Origin of the sequence: Clostridium saudiense (assembly GCF_000577815.1) — a bacterium.
Taxonomy (GTDB): domain Bacteria; phylum Bacillota; class Clostridia; order Clostridiales; family Clostridiaceae; genus Clostridium; species Clostridium saudiense.
In genome coordinates, this window is record NZ_CBYM010000017.1 from 31124 (window position 1) to 52025 (window position 20902).

Consider the following 20902-nt stretch of genomic DNA (forward strand, 5'->3'; position numbering starts at 1 on the left):
TCCCCCCCATCAACTTTTTAAATTATGCAATTAAAAAACTCCAACTATTTAATAGTTGAAGTTCTTTATGTTACATAATTAGATTTAAAAGTGTTCCTCGGGAACACTTTCTTTATTTAATCATTTAATAGTCTTAATATTTTATTTATAGCCTTTTCTTTACTAAGGTTCTCATATTTCATAATATTGGCTACATCAAAATTTAAGTAATAATCAGAAATATTTTTATTATTATAAGCCATTCTCAATTGTTGTATATCACTTTTAGATAAAATTATATTCCCCCTATCATTTTTCATTAATAATTGCTCCTTTACTAAAAAATAACAATTAAAAAGTGCCTAGTTTCTAGGCACTTTAATAATACATACTATAAATTTTTTTATATTACTTAGTTGCTCCACAACTACAACTATGACCAACTGTAACTGTTTCTGTCCAAGCTGCTTTATCTACTACCCATTTCTTCTCTGTTACTGCTGGGTGGTTAACATTGTTTGTACCTACTTGAATTTGCTTGTAGTCTGTATGCCAACCAGTACAAGCCATATTACCTGCTAATATATTATCTGTCATATGCTTGTCTATATTACTTGTTATATCTGCACCACAACCATTACATATAGCAACTTCCCTTTCCTCATAAACTGGGATACTCTCTGTCCAAGCTGGTGTTACAACTACATCTTCCCAATGACCTACCTCATCATGGTGAACTTGTTCAATTATAGGGTTCCAACTATGAGTATGAGTACTTCCATTTGAAGTGTTACTATTAGTGTTACTGCTAGTATTACTATTAGTGTTACTGCTAGTATTACTACTATTGTTATTGCTAGTATTACTATTAGCATTGCTACTACTAGATTGGCTATTATTTTTATTAGTATTATTGATATTTATATCATTACTGCTTGTACTATTTTCAGGCATATTGATATTAGATTCAGTTTCTTTCACTTCCTCTTTTTTATCTTCAGCATTATTATTTTCTTTTGATACTACTGATTCATCTTTATCTTTTTTATTATCTTCTTTTTTATTATTGATAACTGGTTTGTTATTTTCTGCTATATCATTTGATTTACTTGCTCCATTAACTAACACTCCACCAATAATTCCAATAACTATAGTTCCTACTATTACTCCACTTGCCACAATTCCTTTTTTACTCTTTAATATTTTTTTTATTTTTTCTAAATTCATCAATTTACCTCCTTATAAATTTGTGTTCCTCGGGAACACTTTTTTACCTTTATTTCCTCAATATCTTTAATTTATCCTCTGTTTTAGCAATATTATACCAAATTTATTTTTATTTTGTAATTCTTGTAGGCGTATCAAATGTAACTACTGGTGCTACTTTTCTATCTAGTATTAAATCTCCATTCCTTGCTTGTTTATAAATAGATCTATTAAATTTTGCAAAATTACTATTTGAAATTTCTTGCGAACACTCCCACTTAGTTTTTCTTAAAACCTCTCTTGTTCTTTCCTTTTCAGCTTCATGTTTTTCTTTTAAATCTTTTAAATTTCTCTGTATATATTTTCTAATAGCATCAACACTCTTGCCAATTCTACGAGATATTTCTTTAGCATCTACTCCAGCTAAATATAATTTTTCAATCATAATTTTATCTCTCAAATCCAATACCATAATTAATACCTCCAAATATATATAGTTGCCCCAACCCATTTAGTTGGACATTTTTATTTTCAATTACCATATTTAACTAATTTAAATATATATTATCATTTGACAAGTATTTTGTCAACAGAAGTTTTGACGACAAGATTATTTTCTTGTCATGCTATGAATATGCTTTATTTTTATGTCTAAATAAATGTATACACTATTATGAATGAGGTGATTATATGAAATCTACTTTTGCTAACAATATAAAAAGCCTAAGAATAGATAATGATTATAGCCAAAATGATCTATCAAAAGCCCTAGGCATAACAAGATCTCGCTATTCAAATTACGAAAATGGAATAAGCGAGCCAAATATTGAAATTTTAATAAAAATATCTAGTTTTTTTAATTGTTCAATTGATGATCTTTTAAAAAGTAGAATTAATACTGTTGTCAAAAGTAAAATAGATACTATTATATCTGAAGAACCAAGAATTAGTGTAAATTTAAATGAATTTAACTATTCTGACTTAAAAGAAAAACTTTTAAAAAATAAAAGATTTTATGAAGAAAAGAAAAAAACTATATTAAGTGAAATTGATGTTAAAATATCTGAAATAGATTCTCTTTTAAATTTTATAAACAATATTTATAATGAAGATTTAACAAATGAAATTTCACACAACAAAAAAGATGAGTAATAATTTTCATATCACTCATCTTTTTTATATTTTCTTATATTAAATCTATCCATTATTATTTCATGTCCCCTGGGAACACTTTTCTTTTAACATTTCTTCAAGTCTTTCCTTTTAAATTTTCTCAAAACACCTCTAAACTTTTACATAGTTGCCCCAACCCATTTAGTTGGACAAATTTAATTATCTACTTATATTTTTGTCTTATTACAACAATATAATATCAATTTCAACATTTTATGTCAATATGAAACGTTTATCTTTTTGTTATTTTATTCATATTGAAACTTTTTCTGTTTTTTGTTCTATTTTGCTATTATTCTATTGATAGAAAGGAGTGATTTTTTTTTGAAAAAGAATTACTTTTGTGAAAATCTAAAATATATAAGGAGTTCTTTAAATATCAGCCAAAAAGAAATAGCAAATCACTTAAAATTAAATCCTAGCTCATATTCTAACTATGAAAATGGTCGCCGAGAGCCTGGTATAGATGTTTTAATAAAAATTTCCGATTTCCTTAACGTTGAAATAGATAAACTCTTGACTGAAAACCTTAGCAACAATGATAAATTTTTGAAGGATATTCAAAACAAAATTTCAAATGATATTAATTATGATGAAAAAATTAAGGATATTAATTTAGATATGCGTAAAAATATCTTATTTGAATTGGAGAATAAAAAAAGAAAATGTTTATCCCTAATTAATTATGAAATTCCAAAAAAAATTAAAGAAATTGATAATCTAATTAAGTATATAAATCTTTATACTGATCAAGATGTAGAGATTAGTGATGAAATCTCACCTAATACTAGTGAACTTAAAACTAATGAAAAAAGTATTGACTATAGATCTATAAACCTAATTGGAAAAGTATCTGCTGGGAATCCTTGTTATGCTTACGAAGAAATAATAAACACTTATAAAATCCCTTCCAATATCCTATGTCCTTCTAAAAATTATTTTATTCTTGAAGTTAAAGGAGATAGTATGAATAAAATCTATCCCCCTGGTGATTTAATATTAATTGAAAGTACAAATTTAGTTAATAATGATGATATTGTTATTGCTGTAATTGATGATGAAGCTACTTGCAAAAAAATCAATTTCTCTCCTAATGAAATTATTTTAACCCCTCAAAGCACTAACCCAATACACCAAGTTCAAATATATGAAGATATTAATGTTCATATATTAGGTAAAGTTCTTGGTAAACTTTCTGATTATATAAGAAAAGATGAGTAATAGTATATATTACTCATCTTTTTATATTTTAACTAATCAGGTATATCATTTAATAACTCATTAATAGAGTTCTCATAATCAGTATTTTCCTTATCTACAGATATTTCTTCACATTTTTTTTTATTATCTTCTTGTAACCTATCTAGTACTTTTTCTACTATTTTATTAATATCTATATTGGAATGTACGTTACTTGTTCCATTATTATTCCCTTTTAGAACTGCCCATTCTAATACTATTCTTTCTAAACTAGCTGAATCACTTGAAAGGTTTCTATCCTCTTTATTTTCCCTAACAATGTTTAAAGTTTCTTCTTCTATTGTATAGGTCTTACTTATCTTCGCCATTTTAGTATCTCCTTATTTAAAGACTTTTGTACCCACAATGTAAAGACCTTTAGCAGTTGCCATTTGTGGTGCTTCTACTAAAGTACCATTATATATTTTCATTCTTTGAGTAGTTCCTCCACCAAAATAAATATCCATTTCTTCAGTATTAACCCAATAACTATCAACTTCTTGAGCTACTTTTTCTGAAAGTATTCTGTATCCTTTTTCCTTTAATTTATCATAATCACCAGTATTACTATCTATTTCAAATAACTCTTTAGATAAATTATATTTATCATTTAATTCTCTTTGCACATATTCAAGAGCTGTCTTATTTCCTAATTCAAGCGATTTAGATTTTTTATCATTAAACTTCATTCCCTTATCAAAGTATGTAAATTCTGTAGTTCTAAAACCTACAGTTACCATTCCAATAGGTTTATTAGTAGTTGTTCTATCTCTTAATTCCCAAAATAATGCTGCATCTGACTCTCTAAATATTGATATATCTTCTATGAAAACTTTCTTATAACATTTAGTTATATTATTCATTATCTTTACTGTTTTACCCTTATAAGCTTCTATCACTTCTGTTAAAGTTCTTTTATTATAAGATTTATTTGGAACTCCTAATACAAGTTTAACACTATTAGCTACTGCTAACTTATCTAATAATGCATATAATAATTTTTCAGCAGTTAACGTAATCTTAGATTCCATATTATTAGAAGTTGGAGAATAACCTTCTACTTCAGCTAATATACCAGCAAAATATTCTTCTCCTTCAACTTCTAAATATATCGGATCTTTATAGTCATCAAAATCTATTTCTCTTCCTAGACTAACTATTGATTTAAAGCAACATTCACTAGCTTCTCCATTGTAAACTGTATAACCTTTTGTATATCCACGCCCAATATCTGCTCCTATTATTTGAGATTCTTGATTAATAATATTTTTCTCCATTTTTACACCTCTTTTTTTATTTCCTAATTACTATATTTATATAGTAACACATAAAAATTGTTATGTCAATGCTATATCAATTTTGCAACTAAAAATAATTGATATAGCATTGGTATATCAATTCAAATTCAAATATTAATTGTTATATCAATGGTATATCAATTTAATATATTTCAAAAATTGATATACCATTGTTTTATAAATTTTTTAAATATTGTTCTAAAGCAATATTTATTATTTCTCCAATAGTTTCATTGCTTTTATAAGATAATTTTTTTATCTCTTCATAAATTCCAGTATCTATCCTAAATGATCTTACATCATTTATATTACTTCTCACTCCCGTAATATTACTTGTAATATTGTTTGAATTCTTTTTATTAATTAATGATAAAATTTCATCTAAATTATCTAATAATAATAATAGTCTTTCATTATTTACTTCATCTTTAAAATTCTTACTATCTTCTCTTTGGGTATTTGCTTCTTTTTTAGTAATATTACTTGTAATATCATTTTGTAATACATACTGATTATCTATCTTTTTATATCCTAATCTAATAAGTCTTTTATGAATTACTCGTTCATTTTCTCCAAATGATTCTTTTTCGATTTTCACCATTGGTTTTCCATTATTCAACTCTTTATTTATAAATTCAACTATTTTTATTAAATTATTTCTGTTCCATTCCATTTTTACACCTCACACTTACTTGTAATATTACACTAATATTGTACCATTATTTTACATATAATTGTAAAAATAAGCGATTTATATATTAAATTAATATACAAATCGCTTACCTATATATATCTTTATGAACTTTTAAATCTTTTCTTTTTTTTTATTATGTTCATCAGCTTTTTTTGAAGCATCTTTAACAATATCTTTTATTCCTACAGTTTTTGTTACTGCTGCTTCTCTAATATCTGAATTATATTCTAAAGCTTTTTTTTCTATAAGTTCAAAATTAACACATCTTTTAGCTATAAAGCTTCTTCCACTTATAACCTTATTATATAATTTATTAGCTTTATTTTTAATTACATCTTCATTTTTATTTATAAATCTTATTTGCTTTGTTAATAATATTGAATATTTACGATTATGTCTTTCTTCAAAATTATACTCTACTATATTTTCTTTATGTACTGGTATCATATTATTTAAATTTATAACACCTAAATCTCCATTCTCCAATTTAAAAAAATCTATATTATTCTTCATAGATTTATGTTTTTCTTTAGGTGATGCCAACGGAGCTATATAATTCATCCCATTAACTTCTAATAATATCCCTATATATGGACGTGATTCATTTTTATTATCTCTAATATTATCATCAAATTTCTTTAGATAATTTATATAATCCTCTTTAACTATATATATTCTCATTCCCATTCTCCCCTTATAAAAAAAAAGTAATCAATTTTGATTACTTTTTTCACTCTTTTAGTTTCTCGCTTACTGGTGGAGATTCACCGCTCTTTTAGTTTCTCGCTTACTGGTGGAGATTCACCGCTCTTTTAGTTTCTCACTTACTGGTGGAGATTCACCGCTCTTTATACTGATTTATAATCATTATATTCTATATAATATATTATACCATTCTGCATATAAATATTCAACTACATTGTACTTTTATTTATGCCTTTATATAAAGATAACCAATGATCCTAATAACTAATGATTTTTGTATAAGATTAATTTATCTCTCTTTTTCTTTCTCTTTAGTTAAGTCGATTTTTTCTTGTATTATATTTTCTATTTTACTATTAGCCTTTCTTATACTTTCTAATCTTTTTTCTATATTTTTAAATTCATTACCTAATAATGAAATTTCTTCTTTTTGTTCAATTATTTTTTCTTTTAACTTATCTATACTAACGTTTGTATTTATACCCAAGTTTTCTAGTTTTTCTTTAGCATGAAGGAACATTAATATCTCATTTTCATGTTTTTTATATCCCCCAAATATAGTTTTCTTATTTCCATGTTTCTCGTAAATTTCTTTATAATTATTGTATGTTATCAAATATTTAGATACTTGATTAAATTTAGCGTTCTTATTTTCTAATTCTTTAATAATATTAATTAATTCATCTTTCTTATTTAATACTTCTTGTACTTTACCATCAAATTCATTTCTATTTGATATATTTTCTTTTCTTAATAGAACTATTGCATTTGCAAGCTCTTTAACATCTCTTATCTTATTTCTTCTGATAGTAAATACATTTTCATCAATTTTAACATCTTCAACTTTAATATCATTAGATTTTTTATCTTGACTAGTAAAGTAATTATTTATTTCTTTACCAGTTAATATTTCTTCTTTTTCCCCTGAAGAATCTATAAATTTATATTCATTTTTTGATAATGTTACTTTACATTCAAACTCATTAATCCAATTACATTCTGATTTATTTATAAATATATAGTTTTCACTTCCTGGCACTCTAACAAAATAATTATTTTCATTTTGATTAATAATAATATCTTTATTAATTATTATCTCTTTAGCCTTGTGATTTTCATTAATTCTATTTTCTATAGCTTCTTTAGTATATTCTTCACCTATAGTTTTTCCTCTGCAAAATCTTTGCTGATTAGGTGCTTTAAATGCTATATATTTTCCTTCCTTTATTTCAAACCCTCTATTAATCATTTCAGTTTTTAATTCATCAAATGACTTAACTTTATCTATTAATTCATCAAGAGTATCTTTAATGTAAGCTTTCCAACTTGTACCCTTTTTATTCTCCAACCATTCTTTATAATGCTTACCTTTTCCTTTAGGATTTTCTACAATACTTAATCCATTTTCTTTACATAGTTCATCACTTATTTCTCTAATTTCTTTAAAAGTATCTTTATTGCAATTAAACTTTCTATAGGTCGCATAACTATAAGCATTAAAAATAATATGATTATGAATATGCCCTTTATCTATATGCGTTGCAACTACATACTCATATTTTTCATCTGTTAATTTCTTTGCTAATTCTTCACCAATTCTATGAGCTTCTTCAGGAGTTATTTTATCTTTTCTATCAAAAGATTGTATCATATGATAAGCTAAATTGTTTGATTTTTTACTATAATCTCCTATCACTTCTTTACAAGTTTCTTCTGTCATTTTAAACTCTAAATATGCAGTTTCAGGGGCACAATTTCCCCCACTTACTAATAATTTTCCATCAGTTTTGCTTTCATCCATTATATAATCTAATGCTTTTTTTAATGTTGACTTGATAGATTTGATTTTAGTAACTGCCATACCTGTTCAAGCTCTCCTTTTAACTCTTTTATATCATCTTCATAAATTCTATTTGTTTCATTTGTTCTTTTAGCAATTTGATTTATATTAACCCCAATTTTATTAATCTCTTTAATTAAATTTTTTATTGTAGTATAATCCGTTTTAACTACATAACCATCTATTAACATCTTTCTTGCATATGCCCCAAAGTTATCTGTTCCTAACTGTTTCATTTTTTCTTTTATCATTTTATCTTCTTCTTCGTTCACTCGAAAAAATTTCTGTATATCTCTTTTTCTATTAACCATAATTTATAATTCCTTTCTAAAAAATAAATCATATATGATTTATTCTATTCGGGGGTTTGGGGGTATCCCTCAACAAGTAATTTTAAAATTAAGGTTTCCTTATATTTTAAAATTAAAGTGATGTGGCTATCCACTCACTATGCTTGCTACCCTTCTCTATATCTCTTATTATACTTTTTAGGAAAAAGCATTTCAACAAAAAAGACTAGTAATTTTTTTACCAGTCTTTATCTTTATATTTATACTAATTGCCATACTCCTCGTTCTATATTTACGAAAATATTAGGATATATCTGCAATGTTTGTCTTATCTTAGCTTTCCAATTTGGATTATTATATGTCTTCTTATATCCTTCTAAACTCTTATATAACTTCTCTAAATTTACCCTTCCCCCTAAACTTTCAATTGTTGAAGCAACAAGGTCTTTCCAAGTAACCTTTAAACTATCTCTTAAATCCATTTTTCCCCTTTTTGTAATCATATAATCTAAAATTAAAGGCTCATCTTTTCTAAGTATTAAACAATATTCATGTGATATTTTTATAAAATTTTCATTAAAATATTTTCTATGATTGCTCATACAATTATGTTGTTCTTTAATTACTATTTGCTCTACAGTTCCTAATTTATTCATATCCAAAAGCATTGAATATAATTTATGATTCTTTTTTACATCAGCCATCAATATTGCCATTCTTCCTCCAACTTTCAAACTCGCATATTGTTTTGATAGGCAATAATTAATAGCTTTTATAAACTCTTGATAATCTTTAATATGAGATAAATCATTTTTCAAAGGTGTATCTCCATACATATGACCACTATACTTAATAATATCCCAATAAGGTGGATGCCAATATATAAAATTATTTCTTTCTTTAATATCATTTTCTATTAAATCAAATTTTGTTTCTTCTCCTTTCAATCCATTTAAATCATAACAATTAGTTATTATTCCTAGTTTTTTTCCTACATCAGCAGTTGTAAAACTTCCACTCATATAATCACTTATTTCATCAAATTTATAAATTTTATGTAGGTCAATTAATAATTTTCCTGTTGCATTTCCCCTATATTTATTATCTCCATATTCCCCTCTAGTTGGATAAGAAACTATACTATTCATTTTTAAAATCTCCTTTTATTTTTTTATTATTTAAGAAAAGGTGTTCCCGAGGAACACCTTTTTAAATTTAGTATTCTTCAGGAAGTAAGATAGTTATTAATAAACTCTTTATTGAATAATCATACTCACTCATAATCCAAATTTTATGTCCATTTATCATATAGACTCCCATAAATCTATCTTCATATTTTGAATTAGGATTTTTTAATAATTCATTTTGAAATTCTTTATCCTCATTACATAAAATTCCCCAATCATCAGAATGGAATTTTAATAAAGCTGACATTAAATCTTTGTCTTTAAATTCCCCACTTTCAATTAAATAATTAACTCCATTTGTCATAACTACTCTCAATTTCATAAATAGCACCTTTCCTTTCTTGTTGTTTGTTTTTTTTGTTGAGCCTAAGACTACATATTGGAGTGAGTTGTAAAGGAAAATGGAATAAAAAATTTTGGCTGCTATTCCTGGTAAGGATCATAGCCGACAAAAATTTTTATGGAATGGCTTTACAACTTGAACGGAAATATGATAGGCTGGTGCTTCAAAAAAAACATAAAAATAAAAAAGAAGTCCCTAAGGACTTCTTACCTTTTTGATTTATTAGACTAATAATTTAAAATCAATCCAATCACCAAACATATTACTTATATCGTCTATAGCTTCATTAATAGAATTATATTTATAACTTCTTTCATTTTTAAAATTTATATACCACCAACTGCTCTTATAATATTCAACTTCTATAAATACAAGTTCATTTTTAATAGAATTTCTTGCTCTAAATTCACAAATTTTTTTTCTCATAATATTACCTTCCTTAACTATACTTAATCTCTCCAATATTTTTTCTTATATCTATGAAGTCCTTCAAAAGTCATTGTTTCATTTACTTTATCACAATATTCTTTATAGGTTAAAAGTACATATATACTCATTTCTATTCTCCTTTACTTTAGGCAAACAATGAGTTATAATCTTATTGTGAGTAAGGGTGTAACTTCATTGTTATGCCTTTTTTTATTTATACAATTCCTTTTTCTTTTAAACTTGTATAATCATCACCAATTATTAAATGGTCTAATAATTTAATTCCTAATAAATCCCCTCCGTCCTTAATTCTTCGTGTTATTGAAATATCTTCTTTACTTGGTGTAGTGTCGCCACTTGGGTGATTATGTGCCAGTATTATACTTGCAGCATTACTTAGAATAGCAGGTTTAAAAACTTCTCTTGGGTGAACCACACTAGCATTTAATGAACCTATACATATAGTGCTTATAGATGTTATTTTATTTTTAGTATCTAGTGTTAATAATACTAAATGCTCTCTATCAACTCCATCTAAGTATTCAGATACTATTTTATAAACATCTTTAGGTGAACCAATATTCTTATTATCCACAAGCATACTTTTTACTTTTTCCATCTTGATAGTTACAATATTAATTCTGTTCAAAAAATCAATTCCTTTCTTTTTAAATTAACACCCTGGTTTAAAATCCCATGTGTTGTTGTTTTTTTGTTGAGCCTAAGACTACATATTGGAGTGAGTTGTAAAGGAAAATGGAATAAAAATTTTTGGCTGCTAACTGCAGATCCAGTTGGCCGACAAAAAATTTTATGGAATGGCTTTACAACTTGAACGGAAATATGATAGGCTGGTGCTTCAAAAAAACAATATAAAAAAAGAAGTCCCAAAGGACTTCTTACCTATTTGGATGCACTCCATCGGGTACCCGCTTATAGTAAAAATAAGTTTAGTTATTCTTTGCTTTAGCTTGGTCGCTCGGTAGATGGAACAAGCTAAGGCAATAGAATATCTTAACTTATTGAAACGTTATAAGTGGGTGATGGGATTAGTGCCAGGATATTTAAATCAAATAAAATAAAGTTGTTGCTCTTATTATACTTTATATTCGCTTGAATCTTCACTTTTAATAATGAACTGCTTTTCATCATTCTCAATTTTATATTCAAATTTCTCCATATCATCTTTAATTTCTTCTTTAGTTGAATTTCTCATATCTTCATTTTTATTAATCATAAATATTTCCCTCCATATTTTCATTTAAAATTGTGATGTTAATGCTAATTCTTGTGTTAATAACTCTCCTGATACAATGTGATTGAATAATGCAAAATTACTTTTTCCTTTTTTATCTTGAATCATCACAAATCTATTATCTTTATTTAAAGTTTTATCATAAGCTTTGTGGAATATATTTTTAACTATAGGACTATCAAAATTCATATCGCTATATTTCAATTCCAATCTTTCCAATAATGATTTATTTTCAACTTTTATATAATCTAACCATATTACACTTTCATCTATTTCTGATTTATTATATAACCTTAAATAGTTTCTAGGCTCATTATCTTTTACTGTAAATACTATTCTATCTACAGATCTTCCCTTTTTAATTTTTTCTTTTATCTTTATTTCCATGATTCCTGTAGAATTTATTTCATCAATACTTCTCTTTAGTATATTGGTTTCAAAAGAATTAAATGTTTTATTTTTATCTCCTAACTGCAACATATCTCTTAATTCTTGAACTGAAAATTCAATATCTCTTTTTGCTCCAGTCCAACTTCTCAATATTATGTAAAACCTTTGAGCATAAATACCTTTTAATCTATATATAACTTGTAAAGCATTTTGAGTATGACCTAATCCTAAGTCAAAAAGATATTTATATAGTTTAGCTGGAACAACAACTTGATAATTTCCAGTTTCTTTTTCTATATAAAAGTGGCTTATTAATGAAGCTATCATCTTAGCCCTAACTCCATCTCGTGTAACTGTGTCAAATGTAATACTACAATTACTTAATGCTGAAAAGGTTTCTTTTAAGGAGTTTTCAGTTCTATCATTTTTTCGTTTAAAAATTTCGTTAAAATCTTCAGGAGTTAATTTACATATTAAAGTTTCTATCTCACATAGACTTTTCCATTTTAATATATCATCTTCACTAAGTTCAGTTTTCCTATTTTCAGCTATTATATATTCTTTATTATCTCTTTGTATTGCATACATCAACTTTAAAAATAAGTTATTCTCTTTTTCTCCTATTGAATATCTACCCCTAGCAATACTATTAGGCGTTGCTAATATCTCATAAGACATTTATTACACCTCTTTCTATTATTTTACTTATTAATATAATTATATATATACAACATCACATTTGCAATATTAATGTTGTGTTTTGTGTTTTAAGGTATCAATTTGATGTGGTATCAATTTGATGTGGTTTAAGTATCAATTTGATGTGGTATTATATTTTCCCAGTATCAATTTGATGTGGTATTATATTGAGGGAGTATCAATTTGATGTGCTTTAAGTATCAATTTGAAGTGTTTTATCTTCCACAACTTACTAAAATAGCCATCTTTGAACACTCTAAATACTATACATAAATACTATACATAAATACTATAATCTTTAAATTCTGATGAAAGGATAACCTTTCATCAGAATTTTTATTTATTTTATTTCATCTTTCAAAGTTCTAAGAATTGAAGTAGCCATCATAGTTTTGTCAAGTTGTTCTAATATATCATCAGTTATAACAATTTTATTATCTTTCATTTTTCTATGTTGTTTAAGGATAGATACTAAACCTTGATATACGCTTTTTAAATCTGCTACTAATTTATAATTTTCTTTAAATTCATCAGATTTATCTTTATTCTCCTTAGACTTTGCTTTCATTTCTTCTAATTCTTTTCTATAACGTTCCTTTTCTTCTTTATTAGAATTAGCTTCATTTTTTATATTTTCAATTTCTGATAAATATTTATTATCTAAATCTTTTTTAAGTTCTTCTCTTAATTGATTTTCAAGTTCCTTTATTTCTTCCTCCGATTTATTTTCACTTTTATCTAATTCACTTTTTAATCTTAAAACTTCATCACTTATAAGTTTCTTACTTCTAAGAGCTTCGTCTTTCTCATTTTCTATTCTTCTTATCTCAACTGATTTTTCATTTTCTATTTTTCTTATTTCAACTAACTTTTCATTTTCTAACCTTTTAAGTTCATCAGCTTTTTCTTGTTCAAGTTTCTTTAGCTTTACTTTTAACTCTGTAGCTTCTTCCTTACTAATTTCAACTTTATTATTTATTATTTCTAAGATAACTTTTTGATTATCTTCACTTAAACTTGAAAATTCACTTGCATTAGCAATAGTTAAATTACCATTTTCAAGTATTTCTTTTAACTCTGGAATAAGATTTTTATTTATTCTTTCATATCTTCCTACTTGTGTTGGAGATAATTTTAAATCATTAGCAATTATTTCTCTTATCTTTCCTGGAACTTTCTCACCATTTTTCTTTTTAGTTTTATATAGTTCAGTAAGCCTTTTTACTTGTTCAAGCTTTTCTATTTCTGTTAACTCTCTAGTTTGAGCATTAGCTTGAATAAGAATTATTTCACTATCAATATCATTCGCTTCAATAACCTTACAAGGAACTAAAGCAAATATTTCGTTTCCTTGTTCAACTAATTGTGTAAGAGCAGTATATCTTCTTTCACCACTTATTAACTCATATTTTCCATTATCTAATTTTCTAACAACTAAATTATGATTTAATCCATTCATCTTAATATCTTCTGCCAGTTCATCTACATTCACTATTTCATAGAAATTTTTCTTATTTCTTTCAATATCTTTTATATCTATATATTGAACATTGAAGTTATTTTTAGCTTCAATTTCATTAGCTTTCTTAACATTTTGTGATACACTATTTAACATTCCTTGGCTTATTGAAAATTTCTTACTCATATCTATAACAACCTTTCTTTATTTAACTATTTTTTATTGGGGGTGTCCCCGAGGGACACCTACATTTTTAAAATACTTCTTTACATAAATCTCTATAATTTATACTTGCCCTAGCTTTCTTATTACCAAATACTACAGGACATTCATCAAATGTACTTTCTATTACTTTTACATTTTGCTTTATTGTAGTATTAAACATCTTATTACCTAATAAATTTTTAAGTTCCTTCTTTATAAGCTTATTTACTGTTGTTGCACTATCCATTGTTATAAAACAACCTTTAAAATTAAGATTAGGGTTAAATTCATCTTTCATATCTTCAATACTTTCAAGTAAATATTCAAGTCCATCAAGAGCGAATTTGTCTATTTTTATTGGGACAAAAACTTCATCACTAGCACATAAAGCATTAGTAGTAATCATATTTAAACTAGGAGGACAATCTATTAAACAATAATCATATTCATTATTTAGATTTTTAAGAGCCTTTGATAATCTATTTTGTTGACTTCTTGTATTATCAATAAGAATATTTCTATCAGCAAAAGTTAAATTTATATTAGCGGGTAAAATATCTATATTCTCAAAATCTGTTTTCTTTATTACCTTATGTATATCTAAATGTTTATCTAATAAAACATCTGATACAGTTAAATCGTCCATACTATAGGCTTTAAATAGCTTTGTAAGGTTACTTTGAGGGTCTAGGTCTACCAATAATACCTTTTTACCTTCTTGGCTTAAACAAGCCCCTAAATTAGCTGTAGAAGTTGTTTTTGCAACTCCACCTTTTATATTAAAAATTGATACTTTTTTCATAATTAATTCCTCCATTTTCTAATTAATATTTATTTAAAATCTCATTATATTTGTTATTGGTAGGTGTCCTTTGGGGACACCTTTTGGCTTATCTAAAAATTAGAACAAATGATGTTGCTAGGGTAACTAGTAGGTTTAATATAACTATTATTATTGAAGCAATATTTAATTTTTTTTCTGTCATTTTTATTGATACCTCCTTAATAATTTGTTATCATTAAAGAAGAATGATTTTGGAACAGGAGGGGGGTAAACCCTCCCTTGACTAGCCTACTTGCTAAGTAGTGAGATTAGATTAATAATTGCAATAACTAAATTGAGCAATGCAGTTAAAAGAATTATTAATTTGTCAGTTCCGATTTTGTTCTTCTTTTTTTTCTTTTTTTTCACCAAATCACCCCCTTTCAATAAATGAAACTATCTTTTGAAAACTTGTATATATCTAACTTTACGAGGTACTTCTTTACCTTTGATAGATACTAAATCTTCATGCCCTTGGGAAACATATAAAATCTTAAAATCTTTTAATTCTTCAATATCTTTAATTTTCATATCCCCAAAAAGGTCAACTCTCATTTTTGATTTATCAGCTATCTCTTTATCAGTAGCAGATAAGAAAATTTTGTATTGGCACATACTATCAACTCCTAAAATATAAACTTTAAATTAGCACTCCTACCGTCGTGTTGTTGTTTTTTTGTTGAGCCTAAGACTACATATTGGAGTGAGTTGTAAAGGAAAATGGAATAAAAATTTTTGACTGCTAACTGCAGATCCAGTTGGCCGACAAAAAATTTTATGGAATGGCTTTACAACTTGAACGGAAATATGATAGGCTAGTGCTTCAAAAAAACAAGATAAAAAAAGAAGTCCCTAAGGACTTCTTACCTATTTGGATGCACTCCATCGGGTACCCGCTTATAGTAAAAATAAGTTTAGTTATTCTTTGCTTTAGCTTGGTCGCTCGGTAGATGGAACAAGCTAAGGCAATAGAATATCTTAACTTATTGAAACGTTATAAGTGGGTGATGGGATTAGTGCCAATTTGTTTATTATTTTTGAATTGTTACCTATGTTAATTTTCTTTATTTTTATACTCTTCACGACATTTATTAGTACAAAAATAGCCTTCGTCATAAAAATATGTTAATTTACCACAATTTAAACACTTTCCTTTTTTATCTTTAAACTCTGGAATTCTAATTTTATCTGTATCCATAAAAATAGTTCCTCCTAAGAATATTTTTTAAATTATGCATTAAACTTTTCTTACTGTTATCGTATAACTGTTATCATAATGTATCTTTTCAAACTTTATTACTTCATATTCCACTCTTTCATAATTACAATCACTTGCATTACCTTCATATAATGTTTTGTTACCTAATTCTATAATAGTTATTTGTTTGCCTTGAAGTAGCAATATTAAATAATATAAATCTAATCCATTAATAATCATTGGCATTTTCCCTGAAAAAGTTGAACCTATTATTAAATTTTCAGTATCTATAATTGATTGGTTACTATTCTCTATTTTATTTTTTTTCTTAAACATTTTTCCCCCTTTATTTATTAGATATTTTCTCTATTATATTTGCATCAATATAAACATTAGAATATTGGCTATTTCCACGCCCTTTATATTCTCTACTTATATTTAAAACTTCAAAACTCCCTTTAATTTTTTCTATAGCAATATCTTTTTCTTCATCATCAGCATAAGTTAATCTAATTTTAATCATCTTTATTACCTCCCTTAACATTTCTATAATACAAAGCACAATAACCATTTCTTACCCTAAGAAAAGCATAAATTTCTTCACCTTCACGAACTGGCTTCTTAATTTCTTTACATCTAGTTTGAGATAATAAAACATCTTTAAATGCCCTATATTCACTTGGCTGGATCATTGGCTTTTTAGTAGTTCTGCAATATTCAGCAGTATAAAAACCATAGCTATTAAAAACTGGTACTTTCTTTTTTTCCTTCAATACTAGACCTAGTTTTTCCTTCATCTTATTTATTTTTTTCTCTAATTTAACAACCTTCTCATTTGCTTCTGTATATAACTTATAATTTTCATATCTAGCATTTCTTAATTTCTTAGTTTCTTCTTCTAATTCAGAGTTTTGTTTCTTTAATTTTTCTACTTCTTTTTGTAGTAAATCATAATCACCTTGTAAAAAACTATCAACATAAATAGATAAATATCTAGGGGTAGTATAGCTTACTTCATGTATTTTACAATCTAATAGCTCATTGTATTTAACATCTTCATAAGCTTTAATTTCACCGTAAAAATACCAATTTTTACGTTTTGCTCCTATTGGATAGATATGTAACGTAATAGATTTATTATTAACTTTTATCCATGATTCATCTAAAAATTCTTTAACTGTTTTTCCGACATATTCTTTTCCATCATATCTATCTTCTTTATTTATTACCTTGTTATAACAGTATAAAGTTGCTTTGCAATCTTCTAAACTATTGTGAGCATTATCTAAATAATAACCATAATATAAGCAACAATCATCTAAAGACTTCCAAGTATAGTTACCATAATACTCATTCCATTGCCCATAGACTTCTGCAAATTCATACATCAAATCATAAATGTTAGTATTAAACTCAACTCCATACTTCTTTAAAAAACCTACTTCAAAATCTGCATTATAAATAATAATTTCAGCAGCATTAGTTAATATATCAGTTAAAATTTCTACATAATCTTCAAAAGGCTTTTTATCAAAAACCATAGCTGGACTAATTTTATGTATTGCTTCTGCTTCTTCCCAGGTGCTAATACTTTTAGGCTTACAATACTCATTTATTAAAACATTTCCGTCCTGATCTATGGCACTTACTTGTAATATTTCATCATATTTAGAACTTAAACCAGTAGTTTCAAAATCTAAAACGACTTTTTCATACTTCATTATAAATTCCTCACCCCTTTAAATTTGACATCTATTTTAATTTTTTAGATTGTTTATTCTCTTTAATTAAAGTTTTTATTTCTAAATCTTTAGAAGATATTACATTATTTAATGATTTCAATTCAGATTCTTTTAATTCAATATCTTTTTCTAAAGATACTATATTATTATTAAGTTTAGATACTTCATTTTCAAATTCAGCTTTTAACTTATCTATCTTTAATTGATTTATTGTAGCTTCATTATCTTTAATAGCTTCAATTTCAGTTTTCTTTATAGAATTAAAAGTGTTAATAGTTCCTTGTAGCATTTCAACATTAACTTGTAAACTTGCATTTTTCCCTTCTAAAATTACTTTCTGCTCTTTTATCAACGCTATTTCTTTTTCCATATTATCAATAGTCTTAGAACTATTGATAATTTCCTTATTTTTATCTTGTATAATCTTATCCTTTTCTTTTATATCATTATTTAATTCAATTACAGTTTTATTAAGGTTTTCTATTTTTGAATCCAGTTCACCTTTTACTGTATTAAATCCAGTAACAATAGCATTAGAATTTTTTAGCTGCTCTTCGAGATCTTTATTTTTTAATTCTAATTCCTTAACCCTATTAGCTAATTCAATATTAGCTAATTCAATCTTTTTATCTGAAGCTTCTTTAATATTTTCAACTTCTCTATTTTTAGACATAAGTTCAAGTTGAGCCTTATTAACAATTTTTTCAATAGCTTTTACCAATGTTGCTGAAGCTCCACTAATAGATTGCAACTCAACACTACAATCTAATGCTTGTAGTTTTAATGCATCTTTAGAGTTCCTGGTAAACTCCCAAAACATTCTTTCAAATAATTTAGTTTGAGATATTCCTTCTTTCTCAACAAGTTCTCTAAATTTTATATCAATATAATCATCAGGTCTAATTCCTAATGGTGCTTTTTGTTTCTTTTTTTCTTTTATATTTTCTTCTTTCATCATAAATCCTCCAACATTTTTATCTATACTTATATTATACCACCATTTGTAAGAATAATATACTATTTTATAAAATTAATATACTAAAATAAATTAGTATATTAATAGTATATTTATTTTTATAATATACTATTAATAAATATTAGTATATTAATTAAATTTAACGTGTATTTAGTTTTGTTTTGCTATAAATTGAATGGAAAATAAAAAAAGGTGTTCCCCAGGAACACCTTTTTATTTTAGTTTAATTATTATTCTAAATATATTTGCTTAATAAATAAAAATTTAATATAATTTTTAACCACAATATCTATTATACCAAAAATCCTTGTCAAATTATAGACTATTATGTAAATGTTTACTGTGATAAAATTTAATCATAGATTTCAATACTTTTATTTACTTCCAAAGGAGGATTCATTTATGAGGTTTATTTTATTATCATTATTGCTCATCCCGACAATTATTGGAGTAATTTATTGCATTTATGAATTCTCCAATACACCACAAGATTTTATATCTTATGATGACTTTTGATATATATGTAAAGAATAATAATAAGAAAGTGTTCCCGAGGAACACTTTCTTATTTATACTAATTATTTATTTTTTCTAACTTACGTTTATTATTTTCTCTCTTTAATGTACTTACACTAATACCTATTAATCTCTCAACCTCATTATAACTTTTATCTCCACCATTTACAGACAACATAGATAAAGCTAAGTCTATTTGATCTTTAGTAAACTTTTTAGGTCTACCCTCCTTATACCCAGCTTTTGTCTTTGCTATCTCCTTACCTTCCCTTGTTCTTTCTAAAATCATATCTCTTTCAAATTCAGCAAAAGATAAAAATATATTTCTTATTAATTTACTAGCTGGCGTATTATCCATTACCCCTATATTTAATATATTTATCTTTATTCCTCTATCAAGTAATTCTTGTACTAGTTTAGTTCCATCTATTAAGCTCCTGGCAAATCTGTCGAGCTTAGTAACTGTGAAAGTATCTCCTTCTTTCAACTTATCCAATAATAATTTTAATTGTGGTCGATCGTTAGTTTTTCCTGAAAACTTTTCTTCTATGACTTCATCACAACCTGAAGAAAATAATTCAGATAATTGTTCTTCTAAAGAATTTCCACGACCTTGCTTTATTGTACTAACTCTTGCATATCCATAATTCATATTTTCCCTCCATTAAGGTCAAAACTTGTCCCAAAACACCAAAATTTATACCATTACTTTTGACCATGATTTTTGACCCCTTATTAAGTATTATTTTATCGTTGATTAAAAATATATGTCAAGCCAAAAATACCCTTAGTCCAAAAGTGTTAAGTTTTGACACTCTACAATAATATTAAAATAAAAAATTATCTCTACTGTACTTATGCTGTATAGTAATTCTATCTATTTTGTATATAAATGATAGAACATTAAAATCTTACTTTATCCTTACAAAAAATTTAATTAGTAATTTCTCCTAAAAAATATTTTGTTTTTGCCATTTCAATATTTTATCATTAAATTGCAAGTTATGGCGGTACCTACATATGAACAAGTTGTTTCTTTAATCAAAATCAAAGGTTTTAATTAAGTGAACCTACTGTTCTACTGGAATATAATATACAAATACCATCAATCACTCTCTACGATAACTATCTTCCTCAATATAATCTCTTAATAATTCTTTCGACAAACTTGACATATAAAAACTCCTCCTTGTAATAATTATTTATCTCAATTATTTCCAAGGAGGAGTAGTTTTTATTTAGTTTACACATTTTTTT

26 protein-coding genes are annotated in these 20902 nt (G+C 25.8%); 2 read left to right on the forward strand and 24 right to left on the reverse strand.

All coding sequences use genetic code 11. From position 1 onward, the window contains the following. Window positions 1–116: 116 nt before the first annotated feature. The 3 genes from TY07_RS09825 to TY07_RS09835 form a co-directional block, all read right to left on the reverse strand. A complete protein-coding gene (locus TY07_RS09825; protein ID WP_042398892.1) occupies window positions 117–299 on the reverse strand; it encodes a hypothetical protein in 183 nt (60 codons plus the stop codon). 88 nt (window positions 300–387) lie between these two features. Beyond that, on the reverse strand, window positions 388–1206 hold the full coding sequence (locus TY07_RS18065; protein WP_052330679.1) for a hypothetical protein: 819 nt from the start codon (window positions 1204–1206) through the stop codon (window positions 388–390). A 109-nt stretch (window positions 1207–1315) separates the two neighbouring features. Continuing rightward, on the reverse strand, window positions 1316–1657 hold the full coding sequence (locus TY07_RS09835; RefSeq protein ID WP_042398895.1) for a hypothetical protein: 342 nt from the start codon (window positions 1655–1657) through the stop codon (window positions 1316–1318). 218 nt (window positions 1658–1875) lie between these two features. Here TY07_RS09835 and TY07_RS17295 point away from each other — a divergent pair, with 218 nt between their 5' ends. Continuing rightward, complete coding sequence (locus TY07_RS17295) at window positions 1876–2337, forward strand: helix-turn-helix transcriptional regulator (RefSeq protein WP_052330680.1); 462 nt, start codon at window positions 1876–1878, stop codon at window positions 2335–2337. A 345-nt stretch (window positions 2338–2682) separates the two neighbouring features. Beyond that, the gene (locus tag TY07_RS17300) at window positions 2683–3579 is read left to right on the forward strand and encodes a helix-turn-helix domain-containing protein (RefSeq protein ID WP_052330681.1); all 897 of its coding nucleotides are present in this window, start codon (window positions 2683–2685) and stop codon (window positions 3577–3579) included. A gap of 32 nt (window positions 3580–3611) precedes the next feature. On the opposite strand, the gene TY07_RS09850 is transcribed toward TY07_RS17300, so the two are convergent. From TY07_RS09850 to TY07_RS09940, 21 genes are all read right to left on the reverse strand, one after another. Next, complete coding sequence (locus TY07_RS09850) at window positions 3612–3926, reverse strand: hypothetical protein (RefSeq protein WP_042398897.1); 315 nt, start codon at window positions 3924–3926, stop codon at window positions 3612–3614. A 12-nt stretch (window positions 3927–3938) separates the two neighbouring features. Further along, complete coding sequence (locus tag TY07_RS09855) at window positions 3939–4874, reverse strand: ParM/StbA family protein (protein ID WP_042398900.1); 936 nt, start codon at window positions 4872–4874, stop codon at window positions 3939–3941. A 196-nt stretch (window positions 4875–5070) separates the two neighbouring features. Beyond that, entirely contained in the window at window positions 5071–5568 is a 498-nt protein-coding gene (locus TY07_RS09860) for a hypothetical protein (RefSeq protein ID WP_042398903.1), read from the reverse strand. A 132-nt stretch (window positions 5569–5700) separates the two neighbouring features. Next, entirely contained in the window at window positions 5701–6270 is a 570-nt protein-coding gene (locus TY07_RS09865; RefSeq protein WP_052330682.1) for a type III toxin-antitoxin system ToxN/AbiQ family toxin, read from the reverse strand. 313 nt (window positions 6271–6583) lie between these two features. Next, window positions 6584–8155 (reverse strand): relaxase/mobilization nuclease domain-containing protein, encoded by a 1572-nt coding sequence (locus TY07_RS17305; RefSeq protein ID WP_052330683.1) that lies wholly within the window; start codon window positions 8153–8155, stop codon window positions 6584–6586. Continuing rightward, the gene (locus TY07_RS09875) at window positions 8116–8445 is read right to left on the reverse strand and encodes a MobC family plasmid mobilization relaxosome protein (protein ID WP_042398908.1); all 330 of its coding nucleotides are present in this window, start codon (window positions 8443–8445) and stop codon (window positions 8116–8118) included. The genes TY07_RS17305 and TY07_RS09875 overlap by 40 nt, the downstream gene beginning before the upstream one ends. Before the next feature lie 239 nt (window positions 8446–8684). After that, entirely contained in the window at window positions 8685–9572 is an 888-nt protein-coding gene (locus TY07_RS09880; RefSeq protein ID WP_042398912.1) for a DNA methyltransferase, read from the reverse strand. A 67-nt stretch (window positions 9573–9639) separates the two neighbouring features. Continuing rightward, the gene (locus TY07_RS09885) at window positions 9640–9933 is read right to left on the reverse strand and encodes a hypothetical protein (RefSeq protein ID WP_042398914.1); all 294 of its coding nucleotides are present in this window, start codon (window positions 9931–9933) and stop codon (window positions 9640–9642) included. A 243-nt stretch (window positions 9934–10176) separates the two neighbouring features. Next, window positions 10177–10380: a hypothetical protein gene (locus TY07_RS09890; protein ID WP_042398917.1), complete on the reverse strand. Its 204-nt coding sequence runs from the start codon at window positions 10378–10380 to the stop codon at window positions 10177–10179. 217 nt (window positions 10381–10597) lie between these two features. Next, a complete protein-coding gene (locus tag TY07_RS09895; protein WP_042398985.1) occupies window positions 10598–11002 on the reverse strand; it encodes a JAB domain-containing protein in 405 nt (134 codons plus the stop codon). A 477-nt stretch (window positions 11003–11479) separates the two neighbouring features. Next, complete coding sequence (locus TY07_RS18070; protein WP_156327505.1) at window positions 11480–11620, reverse strand: hypothetical protein; 141 nt, start codon at window positions 11618–11620, stop codon at window positions 11480–11482. A 24-nt stretch (window positions 11621–11644) separates the two neighbouring features. Then, window positions 11645–12706 (reverse strand): replication initiation protein, encoded by a 1062-nt coding sequence (locus TY07_RS09905; RefSeq protein ID WP_042398924.1) that lies wholly within the window; start codon window positions 12704–12706, stop codon window positions 11645–11647. 361 nt (window positions 12707–13067) lie between these two features. After that, window positions 13068–14372 (reverse strand): ParB/RepB/Spo0J family partition protein, encoded by a 1305-nt coding sequence (locus TY07_RS09910; RefSeq protein ID WP_042398927.1) that lies wholly within the window; start codon window positions 14370–14372, stop codon window positions 13068–13070. 67 nt (window positions 14373–14439) lie between these two features. After that, entirely contained in the window at window positions 14440–15192 is a 753-nt protein-coding gene (locus TY07_RS09915; protein WP_042398930.1) for a ParA family protein, read from the reverse strand. A 417-nt stretch (window positions 15193–15609) separates the two neighbouring features. Further along, window positions 15610–15828, reverse strand: coding sequence for a hypothetical protein (locus TY07_RS09920; protein WP_042398933.1), 219 nt, complete (start codon window positions 15826–15828; stop codon window positions 15610–15612). 439 nt (window positions 15829–16267) lie between these two features. After that, window positions 16268–16411, reverse strand: coding sequence for a hypothetical protein (locus TY07_RS18075; protein ID WP_156327494.1), 144 nt, complete (start codon window positions 16409–16411; stop codon window positions 16268–16270). Between the two features lie 39 nt (window positions 16412–16450). Next, the gene (locus tag TY07_RS09925) at window positions 16451–16747 is read right to left on the reverse strand and encodes a hypothetical protein (RefSeq protein WP_042398935.1); all 297 of its coding nucleotides are present in this window, start codon (window positions 16745–16747) and stop codon (window positions 16451–16453) included. A 10-nt stretch (window positions 16748–16757) separates the two neighbouring features. Continuing rightward, a complete protein-coding gene (locus tag TY07_RS18080; protein ID WP_156327495.1) occupies window positions 16758–16934 on the reverse strand; it encodes a hypothetical protein in 177 nt (58 codons plus the stop codon). Continuing rightward, the gene (locus TY07_RS17310; RefSeq protein WP_052330684.1) at window positions 16927–18132 is read right to left on the reverse strand and encodes an exonuclease domain-containing protein; all 1206 of its coding nucleotides are present in this window, start codon (window positions 18130–18132) and stop codon (window positions 16927–16929) included. The genes TY07_RS18080 and TY07_RS17310 overlap by 8 nt, the downstream gene beginning before the upstream one ends. A gap of 31 nt (window positions 18133–18163) precedes the next feature. Beyond that, entirely contained in the window at window positions 18164–19111 is a 948-nt protein-coding gene (locus TY07_RS09935) for a coiled-coil domain-containing protein (protein ID WP_154821276.1), read from the reverse strand. 592 nt (window positions 19112–19703) lie between these two features. Continuing rightward, complete coding sequence (locus TY07_RS09940; RefSeq protein WP_042398942.1) at window positions 19704–20297, reverse strand: recombinase family protein; 594 nt, start codon at window positions 20295–20297, stop codon at window positions 19704–19706. Window positions 20298–20902 lie beyond the last annotated feature (605 nt).